The following is a 14,351-nucleotide window of genomic DNA, read 5'->3' on the forward strand; positions in this document are numbered from 1 at the left end:
ATGATGAATTTTGCTACCTGGTCGATCCGCAACCCTATTCCTTCCATCCTGCTTTTCATTCTGCTTTCCCTGGCTGGCGTCATGGGCTTTCGCGCCTTGCCCATCGCCAACATGCCGGATGTCGATCTGCCCACCGTGGTCATCACGCTGACCCAGCCGGGCGCGGCTCCTGCACAACTGGAAACCGAAGTGGCGCGCAAGGTGGAGAACTCGCTGGCTACGCTGTCCGGTATCAAGCACATCACCACGTCCATTGTGGACGGACTGGTTACCATCAATGTCGAGTTCATTCTGGAAAAGCAACTTTCCGATGCGCTGATCGAGACCAAGGATGCAGTAGACCGCGTCAGGTCCGACCTGCCCACCGATCTGGAGCAGCCCTCCATCAGCGCGGTCCGGGTCGGCGGTGACGACGCGACCCTGTTGTACGCGGTAGCCTCGACAAAGATGGATGAGGAAGCGCTTTCCTGGTTTGTGGATGACACCATCAACAAGACGATACTTGGCGTGCCGGGCATCGGTAAGTTCGAGCGGGTCGGGGGCGTGCAGCGTCAGGTACTGGTGGAAGTCGATCCATCGAGCCTCGCCGCACAGGGCGCTACCGCTGCGGAAGTCTCGCGCGCCTTGAAAAACGTCGAACAGGAATCATCCGGCGGGCGAGGGCAGATGGGCAGCGCCGAGCAGGCGGTAAGGACCATCGCCACCGTCAGGCAAGCCGCTGAACTGAACCGCTTGCCAGTGGTGCTGGGCAACGGCCGACGCGTCAATCTGGATCAGGTGGCTGTGGTAAAGGATACCTATGCAGATCGTACCCAGATCGCCACGCTCGATGGCAAGCCGGTGGTCGGTTTCCGGTTGTTCCGCGCCAAGGGGTTCGATGAGACCCGCGTCGCCGCTGGCGTGATCAGTGCGCTCGATCAATTGCACGCCGCTGACTCGACGCTTTCCTTTACCAAGGTGTCGGGAACCGTCGACTACACGCACGAGCAGTACGAGGGCTCGATGCACATGCTGTACGAGGGTGCCTTGCTGGCGGTTCTGGTGGTCTGGTGGTTTCTGCGCGACTGGCGAGCCACGCTCATCTCCGCCTCGGCATTGCCCTTGTCGGTGCTGCCGACGTTTCTGGTCATGAACTGGCTCGGTTACTCGCTCAATACCCTGACGCTGCTCGCACTGGCGGTCATCGTCGGCATTCTGGTGGACGATGCCATCGTCGAGATCGAGAACATCGAACGGCACAGTCGCATGGGTAAACCCATCAAGCAGGCCGCAGGTGACGCCGTGACGGAAATTGCCCTGGCTGTCATGGCGACGACCATGACCCTGGTGGTGGTGTTCCTGCCTACTGCCATGATGAGCGGCGTGCCCGGTCTTTTCTTCAAGCAGTTCGGCTGGACTGCGGTGGTGGCGGTGCTGTCCTCGCTCCTGGTAGCGCGAATACTCACGCCGATGATGGCGGCCTATCTGCTCAAGACACATCCCGACAAGCAGGAACCGGCGGATGGGGCGCTGATGACACGCTACCTGAGCGCGGTTCGCTGGTGCCTGAAACATCGTGGCCTGACCCTGGGGGCTACCCTGCTGGTGTTCGTCGCTTCGATAGCGATGGTCCCGCTTCTGGAGACAGGCTTGATTCCGGCGTCCGACAAGGGATATAGCAACATCAATGTGGAACTGCCTCCGGGCAGCAGTCTGGAGGCTACCCGATCGACGGTCGAGGCGGTGAGTCGCGTCATCAAGGACATTCCGGGTATCGAGCATGTGTTCAGTACGGTGGGGGTGGCTCAGTCTGCCGGGCATGGACAGACTCAGGCGGCTGAATTGCGTCGCGCGACCATGACTCTTGTGCTTTCTGACCGTGGTACGCGCGCCGGTCAGACCGATATCGAAAACCGCATACGCGGGGTCTTGCATGGGATCCCGGGTGCACGGTTCTCGTTGGGCAGCGGTGGTCTTGGCGAGAAGATGGCGTTGATTCTCTCCAGTGACGACCCCGCAGCGCTCAAAGCGACCGCCCAGGCGCTGGAACGTGAATTGCGGGATGTACCCGGCCTGGCCAACATTACGTCGACCGCGAGTCTGGAACGTCCGGAAATCGTGGTTCGCCCGGACGCCCGGCAGGCAGCCGAGCGCGGCGTGACCACAGCGACCATCGGTGAGACGGTGCGCATTGCCACCAATGGTGACTTCGATTCGCAGATGGCCAAGCTGAACCTGGATAACCGTCAGATCTCGATACAGGTGCGTATTCCACAAGCCGCGCGGCAGGACCTGGAAACCATTGCCGATCTCCGGGTGCGTGGTCGGGACGGGCTGGTCCCCTTATCGAGTGTTGCGCAACTGAGCGTAGAAAGTGGCCCGACCCAGATCGACCGGTATGACCGACGGCGCTATGCCAATGTCAGCGCCGATCTGGGGCACATGCCGCTCGGCCAGGCACTGACCATTGCCCGGTCCCTGCCAGCGATCCAGTCCATGCCGTCCAGCGTCAGGCTTATTGAAACAGGCGATGCAGAGATCATGGCCGAATTGATGGAAGGCTTCGGCATGGCCATCATTATTGGTCTGGTTTGCGTCTACGTGGTGCTGGTGCTGCTGTTCAGCGACTTCTTCCAGCCGTTGACCATTCTTTTCGCCATTCCACTGTCGGTAGGTGGAGCCTTTGTCGCCTTGCTGCTCACCCGGGGCATGTTGAGCCTCCCGTCCCTGATCGGTCTGGTGATGCTGATGGGGATCGTCACCAAAAATTCGATTCTACTGGTCGAGTATTCGGTGATGGGCATCAGGAAGCAGGGCCTTTCAGTGGCAGATGCCCTGATCAATGCCTGCCACAAGCGCGTTCGCCCAATCATCATGACCACCCTTGCGATGATCGCGGGGATGATGCCGATTGCCTTGGGGCTGGGGGCTGACGCGAGTTTCCGACAGCCCATGGCCATTGCGGTGATTGGCGGGTTGATGACGTCTACCGCCTTGAGTCTGCTGGTGGTGCCTGTCGCATTCACTTACATCGATGAGCTGGAGCGCTTGCTGCACCGCTGGTTCAGCCGCGGAGCCGCTCACCATGGCGAGTCTATTCACTGATGCGTGAAACCGCCTGCGGCCTGCCCAGCCGGTTCAGGCCGTACAGCACCGCACCGACCACCAGCATGATCCCGGCCCGCAGCCAGGTTTCCGGCCCTTGTTGAGTCAACAGCAACAGACAGGACAGTATCCCAAGGACGGGAATCACCCAGTGAACCTGAAAGTGCGCAGGCTCGACCTTGTCCCGCTTGAGCACCAGCACGGCCACATTGACGCTGAGGAATACGAACAGCAACAGGAGCACCACCGTTTCGGCGAGCGTGGTCAGGGTGCTGGTGAACGACAGCGCGATGGCAACCAGAGTGGTGACCAGAATGGCCACGCCGGGTGTGCGTCGACGCGGCAGCACGCTGCCCAGAATCGCAGGCAGCAGACCTTCGCGCGCCATGCCGAACGTCAGTCGGCTGGCCATGATCATTGTCAACAGCGCGCCATTGGCGACCGCGATCAGTGCGATCAAGGCAAACCAGGGTGACGGAATCCCCAGACCCGATGCCTTCACCACATCCAGCAGCGGCGCCTGCGAGTCCTTCAACTGATCGACGGGCAACACCATGGCTGCGCCCACGCCCACCAGCACATACACAGCACCGGCGATCAGCAATGCTCCGAACAGGGCGCGGGGATAGACCTTGCGTACATCCTTGATTTCCTCGGCCAGATTGGCGGAGGTTTCGAAACCGACAAAGGAATAGAACGCCAGCAGCGATGCCGCCAGAATGGCCGTCGCAGGGGAGGGCGTGTCCAGTTCGAACACCCGTTGCGGCACGCCCTGGCCCTGGCCGACGAACCAGGCTGCAGCCGCGATCACCATGACCAGTCCGCTCAGCTCGATGGTGGTCATCAGCAGGTTGGCCCCCAGCGATTCCTTGATGCCTCGCGCATTCAACAGTCCGACGATAACCAGAAACCCGACACAGACCCATTGCGGTGGCACGCTGATCAGCGCTTGCAGGTAGTCACCGGCGAACGCAACGGCCAGCCCCGCTGCGCTGGTGACGCCTGCCGCGATCATCGAGAAGCCCACGAGAAAGGACAGCAGGGGTTTGCCAAAGGCTTTTTCGGCATACACCGCAGCGCCGCCCGCACGCGGGTACTTGGTGACCAGTTCGGCATAGGACGCTGCCGTCAGCAGGGCAAAACACAGCGCGATCAGCAAGGGCGCCCAGATAGCTCCACCCACGCGTCCGGCGATGGTGCCTGCCAGCGCGTAGACGCCAGCGCCGAGCACATCGCCGAGGATGAACAGCATTAGCATCGGAGCGGTGATCGCACGTCGTAGTGACGCTGTTTCGTGACTGGCCATGGGGGAGTGATTCCTTTCGGGGGCTGCGGCGTATGAGTTTCAGCGTTATGAGTTTCAGAGCTTTGCGGTGGAGGTTGGTTCTGTCTTTCGGCCAGGTGCCCTGATTGAAGGCCAAGGCTCGGCCTGCTTCAGCTCTGGAGCGGAGCGCTGGTGAAAATTCGATGGCATGTTCCACGTTTCACTCTTCGTCCCGTTGCTTGCGACAGCGCTCCAGTAGGCGCCTGCGCGGGGCTTCCGGGCGAAGCTCGCGGATGATCACCCTCATAATATGTTTCAGCCTGCTGGCGATATCGCTCGTCAGTGACGGCTTTGTGTCCCGTTTTCGCTCAATGACGGCTGTGATCAATTCCTTCATTCAGGGCTCCCATGGCTGAAAGTCGGCACCGCTTCGGTCTGGCCGGTGCGTGTCTGAAAAATGATCTTGATTCAAACCGGAAATTCAAAGCGATGATCTTCAGCCCTGACAGGCGGTTTCATGAAGTGAAACGTTGGTCATGCAAGGGAGTATTGGTCAGGCGCGTTGTCACAGTTGCGGTATCCGGATGAATCTGTGAGGGCTGAACGTTGAATATTGCATGCCTGGGCTGGGGATCATTGATGTGGGAGCCGGGCGCGCTTCCGTTGGCGGGTGAGTGGTACAGGGACGGTCCTGCGCTGCCGATCGAATTTTCGCGGGTGGCGGATGGAGGAGAGCTGTCTACCGCCATTTGCCTGAACGCACCATCCGTGAAAGTGTGCTGGGCGCTGCTTGCAGTGTCGAGCGTCGAGGAGGCCTGCGCGGCGTTGCGTGAGCGAGAGCAGATCCCAGCAGAGCGGGAAGGCGCTATCGCCAGTCTGCTGGTTTCACGCAAGCCGGTAGGTATGTTGATGGAATGGGCGTGGGAGCGGCGGATCGACGCCGTTATCTGGACGGCATTGCCGCCCCGGTTCGACGGTATTGAAGGCCGCGTCCCGTCGGTTGAGGATGCTGTGGCGTATCTCTCGGGTCTGACCGGTGAAACGCTACAGCATGCGCGCGACTACATCGAGCAGGTTCCCGAGCAGATCGACACGCCCTATCGTCGGATTATCAGGCGTCAGCTGGGATGGCATCCCGGATCCGCGCTCTGAATTTTTGCGAGCTATGAGCCGCAAACCTGAAACCTTTGCCGATGAAGGGAGTTGAAAGTGAAGCATGAACGTCATGAGCGGTTTGATGCTGTCTGGGTAACGCTTGAGCGATTGCGCGACGACATTCGAAGCCTTGAGCGCAGCGAGCTTGAGCGGGTGGCGCATTTGCGCGGACATCAGACGGTCGATGATCTGGAGGCGTTGCAGCAGTCGTTCGTCAAGCTGGATCACGCTGTGCTGGACATCGAACAGACACTGGCCAGCCTGGGCGAGGCCACCGGGGAAATCGGAAAACTCTAAGCGGTGGCGCTGTGCTGCCATGAACCATGTGTCAGTTGCACGGTCCTACTCGGGCCCTGAAAAAAGGGCCGCAGTCCGCTGGGCAGTCCCTGCCTTTTACGGCTATTTCCTTCCCCAGAGTCCATGCCCATCATGCGCAAGCACCTCCGTTTTCCATGGCGTGTCCGGCTCTGCCTGATTTCGTTCGCGTCCTTGTTTGCCGTGCCTGCCATGGCCAGCGAAGGGCAGCAGATTGTCCAGAGCATCAATGCCTACCGTGCGCAGCCGCAGCGCTGTGAGTCGCGAACAACCAAGGTGGCTCGCCCATTGGTGCTGAACGATAGTGTCACGCTGCCCATCGTCTTCAACGGCAGTTCCCGCGATGCGCTCAAGGTTGCGGGCTACCAAGCGGTAACCGTGCGCACCATCCGTCTGGCAGGCGCGCATGACGCCAACGAAGCGTTCGGCATGCTCAAGGCGCGTTACTGCGGCGCGTTGCTGGACGCTCAGTACGCCGATGTCGGCATCACTCGAGAACGAAACGATTGGCGCATCGTGCTGGCTCGTCCTTTGATCGACAGCAAGCTGAGTGACACTCGCTCGGCGGGCAAGCTGCTGCTCGCACAGATCAATGAAGCGCGGTCCAAACCCCGTATGTGCGGCAAACGACCGTTTGCAGCGGCGCAGCCTGTGGTCTGGAATGCGACGCTGGAACTGGCCGCTCAGGGCCACAGCCAGTCGATGGCCAGCGAAAACTATTTTCAGCATCGCGGTTTCGATGGCGACTCGCCTGCTGACCGGGCCCGCGCGGCAGGTTACAGCGGCCGACAGATTGGAGAGAACATCGCGGCAGGTCAGAGCACGCCAGGCAAGGCCATGGCCAGTTGGCTGGCAAGTCCCGGGCATTGCGCGAACCTCATGAATCCGATGTTCACCGAGGTGGGCGTGGCGTATGCGACCGGCTCACAGACCGATTATGGCGTTTACTGGACGATGCTGTTCGGTGGGCCTTGATGCCTGGCATCACGACCGTTGGTCGTGCAGTCGCACAGACTGAACAAACCCTGCGTGCGGCCTGATTGTCTGCAAGGGAAGGCGCGTCGTTTCAATCGCCGCAGCCTTTCAATGCAATGCAATGATCAGGAGTATTCACATGAGCAAGCCAGCGATCTGCCTGGGTTTTTTCTGTCTATTGGCCCTGCACGGCTGCTTCGACAATTCAGGTAACGAGACCAAGAACAACACCGACGGCAGCAAGTCCTCGGTACAGATGCAGCAGGGCAAGTCCGAGCAGAGCAAGTAATCGCCATGAGCCAGTCCGTGACTGCCTCTGACCTGCAGATCGACTTGAGCGCGGACAAGGAGAAGTCCCTGTTCAAGTGGCTGGTCGCCAGCTTTCTGATGGGCAAAAGGATTCAGGCCCAAATTGCCTGCGAAGCCTACCGGGTGATCGTCGAGCACAGGGGTCGTGACACGCCCCGCAAGCTGGCGAGCTGCACGCATCGCGAACTGGTCGGCCTGCTGGGGCAGGCGCATTACGTGCGCTATGACGAATCCACTGCCGAACGGCTGCTGGCACTGGCCGTCAAGCTGAACGAGGAATATGGCGGCAAGCTTCTCAATGTTCACGAAGCCAGTGATGGCAGGGCGGATTTCGAGAAGCGCCTGCTGGCATTCGAGGGAGTCGGCCCCAAGACCGTGGAGATCTTCATGCGCGAGGCTGGCAGGGTGCTGTATTGAGCGCGTTCCTTATCGGCTGCGCGGGCTGGAGCCTGGCGCGTCAATACTGGTCCGTATTTCCTGATGAAGGCACCCATCTGCAGCGTTATGCGGCACGCTTCAATGCGGTGGAGATCAACAGCTCGTTCTATCGTCCTCATCGTCCAGAGACCTATGCGCGCTGGGCCGATTCGGTGCCTGAAGGCTTTCGCTTTTCCGTGAAGCTGCCCAGGGCTATCAGCCATGAATTGCGTCTGCATGATTGCGAAAGCCTGTTGAGGGGCTTTCTCGAGCAGTGCATGCAACTGGGTGACAAGCTGGGTTGCCTGTTGATTCAGCTGCCTCCGTCGTTTCGCTATGACCCGGAGATCGCGCAACGTTTTTTTGCGTTACTGCGTGAGTGCTATGCCGGGCATGTGGTGCTCGAGCCGCGCCACGATTCCTGGCGGCAGGCACAGCCGTTGCTGGTCGAGCAGTATATCGGGCAGGTTGCCGCTGACCCGTCACCCGTGTCAGGTGGTGACGTTCCAGCGGGCTGGGAAGGTGTACGCTATTGGCGGTTGCATGGCTCGCCGCAGATCTACCACAGTCCGTATGGTGCAGATCGTCTGGCCAAGAGTGCCGAGCAGTTACGCCGATCCGGGCAGGAGGGCGCAGCGACCTGGTGCCTGTTCGACAACACCGCCAGCGGTGCTGCGGTAGGGGATGCGTTGGGGCTGCAAGAGCTGCTCACGGACTGATTTGCCAGCGTGCTTCTCTTGCGTACGTCGGGACGCAGAGCGTCCTGAGCGGCACTCCCACGCGTGGGAACGATCATGGTGGAGCCGACAAACAGTGATCGTTCCCATGCTCGGCGCTCCTCGTTATGCGCAAGCCGGCCTCGACACTGATCGTGCCTACGCTCCGCGTGGGTATGCCGCCCGTGACGCTCCGCGTCACAAATGGCACAGACTGCGGGGCACTGAGCCAGCCACATGTTTCAAGTCACGTTTGCGCCCCTCACTCCCGCCCTGCAAGTTTGTCTTCAATCTCGCGGTTCTTTTCCTTGAGGGTCTCGGCGTCCTGTTCCTTTTCGCGGTTGGAGGTTGGGGTGATGATCTTGTCGACGCCTTCGGCAGGTGAGTCCTGATTGTCGATGTCCTTGCGCACGACTTCGACAGGTTCGCCGGACTGGTCGACGGTAGGGGTGTAGGGTTTGTCTTCTGACGCCTTGTCCTGAGGTCTTGCGTGGTCATTACTCATGTGGGTTCCTCGCTGATGGCTGTCTTCCTTGGAGAGGACGACGAAACGGCGAGTTCGATTTTTTTCACGGTGATCTGCCTGACAGCCGTCAGTCACTGAGCCGTAGAAGGTCGTTGCAGCAGGTCGATCAGGGTAAGGGTCGGTTCATTCAGGCTTGGCCGGTCGCGGTGCACCAGCCCCACGTCTCGATGAAAGGTCTGCTCGCCAAGGTCCAGCGCCCTTATGCCCTCAGGCCAGGGATGGTGGCTGGCCGTCTGCGGTATCAGCGCCACGCCCAGGCCACGGGCGACCAGTTTGATGATGGCTTCCAGTTCATCCAGCTCGCAGACTTCCCGGACGCTGAACGGCATCTGGCGCAGGAAACGGTCCACCTGCCGGCCGCCAAACGAAGAGCGGTCATAGCGAATCAGGGGTTGTGAGGAGAGCAATTGCAGCCAGTCATCGCCCGGTATCTCGGCAGGCACGATCAGGCGATAGGGTTCCTGCGCAAGACTGGTCCAGCGCAGATCGCTTTGCAGCGAGAAGGGCGGTCGGATAATCGCCGCCAGATCGATTTCGCCAGCGTCAACCTGATTGACCAGATTCATGGAAACACCCGGAATCACTCGCGTCCGGCACTGCGGCCATAAGCGATGAAAGGCCGCCAGCGCGTCCGGCAGTAATGAGCACTGCATGGAGGCGATGGCACCGATGGTGAGGTGCAGTACGGCGGGCTGACCGGCAGGAGACGAGCCCAGATTGTGGTAGAGCCGAATCAGCTCCTGCGCCTGCAGCAGGGTCTGATGCCCCATGCGATTCAACTGCGCCGAACGACCCTTACGCTCAAACAGCGCAAAGCCCAGTTCGGCTTCCAGACGCTGCATCTGCGCGCTGACGGCTGCCTGGGTCAGCCCGATTCGGTTGCCTGCCGCAGCAAAGGTTCCGGCCTGTGCAACGGCTACCAGGGTCTTGAGCTCGCGAATCATTGATAAATCTCTTTTGTGTATTGGAGAAATATATATTGATTTTAGTGTTGAGTCCTCGCGCATATGATTGACCCGGCGTTATCAAGAAGGACGCATCGACGTCCCGCCCAACAGACCTGAGCCCGGAGCCTGCAATGAGCCTTTCACCTTTTCATCTGGCGATACCTGTTTATGACCTCGCTGCCGCGCGCAGTTTCTACGGCGAAGTGTTCGGCCTGGCTGAAGGTCGTTCCAGCGAGCAGTGGGTCGACTTCGATTTCTACGGGCACCAATTGGTGATCCACGAACACCCGAAGACGTCTTCGCAGGAACACGTTCACAGCAATGCGGTGGACGGTCACGATGTGCCGGTTCCGCATTTCGGCATCATCCTGCACTGGGAGCAGTGGGAAGCGCTGGCCGAGCGCCTGAGGTCGCTGGGGACGCAGTTCGTGATCGAACCTTATATCCGCTTCAAAGGTCAGGTCGGCGAGCAGGCCACCATGTTCCTGTTCGATCCGTGCGGCAATGCGCTGGAGTTCAAGGCGTTCAAGGACATGAGTCAGCTGTTCGCCAAGTGAAGGGCAGAAAGCCGCTTTCAGGGAAGCGGCTTTCTGGTTGTAACCATGGCTGAAAGGCTGATCAGACCTTCGAGCCGCCCCAACGTGGCGCGTTCCTCAGGTCGTCTCGTTGCTGGGTATCCGGCGACTTGTGCGGTTCGCCGTACTCCACGTGCAACGTTTCATCCAGTCGGTTGCTGGACGAGCCTTTTTTCTGCGGCGTTTCGTCGAAGTGCTCCCACTCGGCGCGCTGGAAACGGAACAGGCTGTCGTCTTCAGGCGCTTCGCGTTCGCGATAATGGTGAATCGAGTAATGCGCGTATTCCACCTTGTCGCCCCAGTCGGCCTGCAGCAGGCCATCGGCGGCCAGATCCCGATACCAGTCGTTTTCCTTCTCGGACGCTTTCTGTTTCTTGTTGTGGTCGACGAAGTAACCGATGATCCCGCCAACCACGGCGATGACCACCCCGACCAGAAAGAACGGCCCGGCCAGCGCAGTGGCCGCAGCTCCGCCTGCGCCGACCAGCGCTGCGGTGCCCAGCACCCCGGCAGACGCGCCGAATGCACCGCCCGCGATCTGCAAACCTCCCGCGGCCTGAGCCAGCTTGTCACCGGACTTGACCCCGTCCTTGATGGTGAAGGCACCGAGTACGATGTCGGCAAAACCGCCCGCCAGGTCAGTTGCCGGCCCCAGTACTTTCACCACAGAGCCCGCAATCTTGGCCGAGACGCCGGGCTTGAGTTTGACCTCACTGTCCAGACGCTGGGAAATACCCTCCATTGCCTTGTGCTCGGCCTGCGCATTGCCGGTCAGGTCGCCGATGAGGTCCATGCGCTGGTTGTCAGGGATGTCCAGCGCAGTACGGATCTCGGCGAGCCGCTCGGCACTCAGGCCACTTGGGCTGACTTCGACCTTGGGCGGCTTCATGTCCGACTTGCCCCAGATTTCCGGAACGGTCTTGTCCAGACCCAGCAGGTCGACCAGGCCGCCTTTGCCCATCAGGTCGCCCACCTTGTCGGCCAGTTTGACGAAATGGCTCGCGCCGCCGGCAAAACTGATGAAGTCCTTGGCAATGCTCAGACGCTGGAGAGGCGTTTCGCCCAGTTTTCCACCTTGACCCACCATTTGATAAATGGCCGAAAGCAGTGAAACACCCGCAGCCACCGAGCCCATCACGCCCTTGCTGTTGAGGGTGTTGAAGATTTCACCCAGTTTGCCGCGATCCGCTACCGGGATGTAGGGCTTGGACAGGGCGGTCTTGATGTCGGCTTCGCTCACCGAGCCTTTTTCCTGATAGGCCTTGCCGACTTCCTTGAGCGCCTTGGCGATGTCCTCGGTCTTGGCGTTGCCGACGACGCCTTCCTGGATGAATTTCTCGAACGTGGGCTGCAGGTGGCGGGGCAGGTCGACCAGAATGCCCTTCAGCTCGCCCTTGAGCAGGCCGAACAGGTCCTTGGTGGCCAACGCGTTGTTTTCGTCACTGATCTTCGACGGGTCGGCAACCAGGTCATTGAGATCACTGGTGAGGCCATCGGCCTGGATCGACTGCGCCGCCTTGCTCGCTGCCTCAGGGTCGACCAGTGCCAGCGATGACAGGGTGTCGCTCAGGTCTTTCTGGGCTTCCTGTCCAAGGCCCTGCGCCTTGAGGTCCTTGAGGTACAGCACGTAATCGGGATTGGCCGTCAGGTCGATCAGCTTTTGCTTGATGGCGTCCTTGTCGGGCACCTTGCCCAGCGCGTCGGTCATCTTGGTCTGATAGTCCTGCTGCACGGTTGGATCAGAGAACAGCGTCGTCAGCTGTTCCTGCAGCTTGCCGCCATCGATGATGTCGTGCATGTCCGCCGAACTCAGTTGAGTCTGCTTGCTGTCGAACTCCCGCCATGTACCACCAAAGGCACCCTGGGCTTCTTCATAGCCGGTCAGGCCGCGACCGTTGTCGTAGGCGGCCTGTGCTTCGATGGCTCTCACCAGCTTGGCGCGCGGATCATCCTTGGGGATTTCCCCCTTCTTGACGCCTTCGCGGTAATGATCCAGCAGCTCTTTGGTGGCCAGTTCGCCGACATTCAGCTCGGGAGAGTTTTCATCGTCCTTGTCAGCCTTGACCCCGGTTTTCTGGCCCATCAGGTCCAGTTCGGCGGCAGGAGGCAGGTTGTGGCGGGTGCGCGTCTCACCGATATTGCCCGTACCCAGCTCGTTCCATTTCGCCACGACATCGTCGTACAGCTGAGGACTTTGATCCTTGGACACGATGAACTTGTCATCACCGTTGGCGAACCGGATCAGGCCATCGCCCAGCTCATCCGGCGAGCCAATCACAATGTCCTTGTTTTTCAGGAAGTCGTTCGGGCCAGCCAGTTTGTAACCTTCAGCTTCACTGCTGTGAATCTTCGCCCAGGCATCGTTAAGCGTGCTGACCTTTTCGAACAACTCGGGCGTCAAGGATTCGGAGACGACGATTCGCTCACCCGCCTGATTCTTGTAGCTTATCTGGCTGCCTTCCTGGCCGGTGACCCAGTTGAACTCGGTGATGTCGCCCAGTTTCGGGATCGGGGTATTACCGTCGGCCAGAATTTGCCCCTCATTGACGGCCGTTTCCAGTGCCTTCCTTTTCTCCGGATCGGACACGACGGTTCGCAAGGCTGACAGGTACTCGAACAGTTTCGGGTTATCGTCCCGCGCTACCACGACCTTTTCGCCATTGTGTTCGTAACGGATGGTGCCTGGACCCGCTTCGTCCAGCGGGCCGACCGTGGTGCCGAACACGGGCGGCCACACTTCGTTGTCACCCGCCCTGCGATAGCCTTCGCCTTCGCTCTTGCTCAAACCGGTCAGGCTCGTGAATGCGTCCTTGGCGGCCTTGTACAGTTCAGGGTTGTCACGCTCCGCCACGACGATCTTGTTGCCTTCGCGGTCCACGTAGCGCATGACTCCGGGACCGACTTCATCCACTGGCCCGACCACGGCGAAGTCACCCAGTTTTTCGGGTGGTTTCTCATCCGCTCCTGCCACGCGATAGCCTTCACGCTGGCTGCTGCCCACGCCAGACAGGGCCTTGAAATCAGACGCTACCTGTTTGAACAGTTCAGGGCTCTGCTGCTGCGACACGATGACCTTGCTGCCATCGGCAGCTTCATAACGAATGAGGCCCGGCCCGCTTTCGTCCGGCGGACCGATACGTGAATAGCCGCTCAGCGTTTCGGGTGCCGCCGCGTCAGCGTTGGCCAGCGCGTAGCCAGCCTCGACGCTGGCCTTGAAACCGGCCACGCGCGGCTGGTCTTCGACCACCTGTTGGTAAAGCGCCGGGCTCGTGGATTTGCTGACCAGCACGTGGTCGCCATCCTGCGTGATGTAGCGCACCGTGTCGGCCGCAACCGTGCCTGGCTTTTCAATGGAGGTGTAGTCAGTCAGCGCCGGCGCTTTATCGTTGGCGCCAGCCGGTCGGTACTGAGCGCCATTGCGGTTACTGGTCTGCAGCAACTGTGTGAAACGAGCCTTGGCATTGAAGCCTGGCGTTGCCGAGGGAAGAGGGCCGGGTGTCTGACCTATCGAGGGTGTCGACATACCATATGACTCCTGTTGTAACGGTTGGACTTCGTCTCGAAACGGACCGCGCGTTGCCTCGCCAAGAGGCACAGGCCAGTCTCGGCCTTTCGGGCGACATACACTTGCGAGCGTGAGCGGGTCATTGAATTGTGCCGTGGTTTAATCGCGGCCAATTGCGATAGTGCAGGGTGTTACTTGCATGACACTAACATTGCTGCGTGACATATAAGGGTTGCGAAGTGCTTTTTCACAACATTTCACAACCGGCTTGAAAACGCCCTGGGGCACGGCACGTCTGTCTCCGTGCCGCACGCGTTGAGCTGCCGGTGTCTGATATAAAGTTCACTGTTCCGAAAAATATAATTGCTGTTGATATATATCATTTTGATATTACTTGTCCGATATCTTTCGTTTATACCTGTTTTCGCAAATTCACAACGTTTCACAGCACAGTCCAATAGTCGCTGCGTAGTATTTGTGAGGTCGGACAGCAAACTTGTTTAGTGGCGAAATCGCCAACTATGAAGCGCGCAGTTCAATGCGCAAAAGTGTCCGGTCATCGC

At 59.8% G+C, this 14,351-nt stretch carries 12 protein-coding genes; 8 read left to right on the plus strand and 4 right to left on the minus strand.

Annotated features, from left to right (window positions below; all coding sequences use genetic code 11):
* Positions 1 to 3: 3 nt before the first annotated feature.
* Positions 4 to 3,084 carry an efflux RND transporter permease subunit gene (locus tag CFBP1590_RS12235; protein WP_088236403.1) on the plus strand — a complete coding sequence of 1,027 codons (3,081 nt, stop codon included), beginning with the start codon at positions 4 to 6 and terminating at the stop codon, positions 3,082 to 3,084.
* On the opposite strand, the gene CFBP1590_RS12240 is transcribed toward CFBP1590_RS12235, so the two are convergent.
* Positions 3,074 to 4,390 carry an APC family permease gene (locus CFBP1590_RS12240; protein WP_088235121.1) on the minus strand — a complete coding sequence of 439 codons (1,317 nt, stop codon included), beginning with the start codon at positions 4,388 to 4,390 and terminating at the stop codon, positions 3,074 to 3,076. The two genes, CFBP1590_RS12235 and CFBP1590_RS12240, sit on opposite strands and share 11 nt — an antisense overlap.
* Positions 4,391 to 4,987: 597 nt before the next feature.
* Here CFBP1590_RS12240 and CFBP1590_RS12245 point away from each other — a divergent pair.
* The 6 genes from CFBP1590_RS12245 (at position 4,988) to CFBP1590_RS12265 (ending at position 8,238) form a co-directional block, all read left to right on the plus strand.
* The gene (locus CFBP1590_RS12245) at positions 4,988 to 5,500 is read left to right on the plus strand and encodes a hypothetical protein (RefSeq protein ID WP_088235122.1); all 513 of its coding nucleotides are present in this window, start codon (positions 4,988 to 4,990) and stop codon (positions 5,498 to 5,500) included.
* 57 nt (positions 5,501 to 5,557) lie between these two features.
* Positions 5,558 to 5,800 (plus strand): hypothetical protein, encoded by a 243-nt coding sequence (locus CFBP1590_RS12250; protein ID WP_058431280.1) that lies wholly within the window; start codon positions 5,558 to 5,560, stop codon positions 5,798 to 5,800.
* A 123-nt stretch (positions 5,801 to 5,923) separates the two neighbouring features.
* Positions 5,924 to 6,793, plus strand: a complete 870-nt coding sequence (locus CFBP1590_RS12255) for a CAP domain-containing protein (protein WP_088235123.1) — start codon at positions 5,924 to 5,926, stop codon at positions 6,791 to 6,793.
* 139 nt (positions 6,794 to 6,932) lie between these two features.
* On the plus strand, positions 6,933 to 7,082 hold the full coding sequence (locus CFBP1590_RS27865) for a hypothetical protein (protein ID WP_004886349.1): 150 nt from the start codon (positions 6,933 to 6,935) through the stop codon (positions 7,080 to 7,082).
* A 5-nt stretch (positions 7,083 to 7,087) separates the two neighbouring features.
* Positions 7,088 to 7,519 (plus strand): HhH-GDP family DNA glycosylase, encoded by a 432-nt coding sequence (locus tag CFBP1590_RS12260; protein ID WP_088235124.1) that lies wholly within the window; start codon positions 7,088 to 7,090, stop codon positions 7,517 to 7,519.
* A complete protein-coding gene (locus CFBP1590_RS12265) occupies positions 7,516 to 8,238 on the plus strand; it encodes a DUF72 domain-containing protein (protein WP_088235125.1) in 723 nt (240 codons plus the stop codon). The genes CFBP1590_RS12260 and CFBP1590_RS12265 overlap by 4 nt, the downstream gene beginning before the upstream one ends.
* A gap of 259 nt (positions 8,239 to 8,497) precedes the next feature.
* Here CFBP1590_RS12265 and CFBP1590_RS12270 read toward each other — a convergent pair whose 3' ends face one another.
* Together CFBP1590_RS12270 and CFBP1590_RS12275 are read right to left on the minus strand one after the other, a co-directional pair.
* Entirely contained in the window at positions 8,498 to 8,740 is a 243-nt protein-coding gene (locus tag CFBP1590_RS12270; RefSeq protein ID WP_088235126.1) for a hypothetical protein, read from the minus strand.
* Positions 8,741 to 8,832: 92 nt separating this feature from the next.
* Positions 8,833 to 9,705, minus strand: coding sequence for a LysR family transcriptional regulator (locus tag CFBP1590_RS12275; RefSeq protein WP_088235127.1), 873 nt, complete (start codon positions 9,703 to 9,705; stop codon positions 8,833 to 8,835).
* Between the two features lie 134 nt (positions 9,706 to 9,839).
* On the opposite strand from CFBP1590_RS12275, the gene CFBP1590_RS12280 reads away from it, so the two are divergent.
* Positions 9,840 to 10,265, plus strand: a complete 426-nt coding sequence (locus CFBP1590_RS12280) for a VOC family protein (RefSeq protein ID WP_025994032.1) — start codon at positions 9,840 to 9,842, stop codon at positions 10,263 to 10,265.
* Between the two features lie 61 nt (positions 10,266 to 10,326).
* Here the strand turns inward: CFBP1590_RS12280 and CFBP1590_RS12285 are convergent, their stop codons facing one another.
* Complete coding sequence (locus CFBP1590_RS12285) at positions 10,327 to 13,806, minus strand: hypothetical protein (RefSeq protein ID WP_088235128.1); 3,480 nt, start codon at positions 13,804 to 13,806, stop codon at positions 10,327 to 10,329.
* Positions 13,807 to 14,351 lie beyond the last annotated feature (545 nt).

Origin of the sequence: Pseudomonas viridiflava (assembly GCF_900184295.1) — a bacterium.
Lineage (GTDB): Bacteria > Pseudomonadota > Gammaproteobacteria > Pseudomonadales > Pseudomonadaceae > Aquipseudomonas > Aquipseudomonas viridiflava.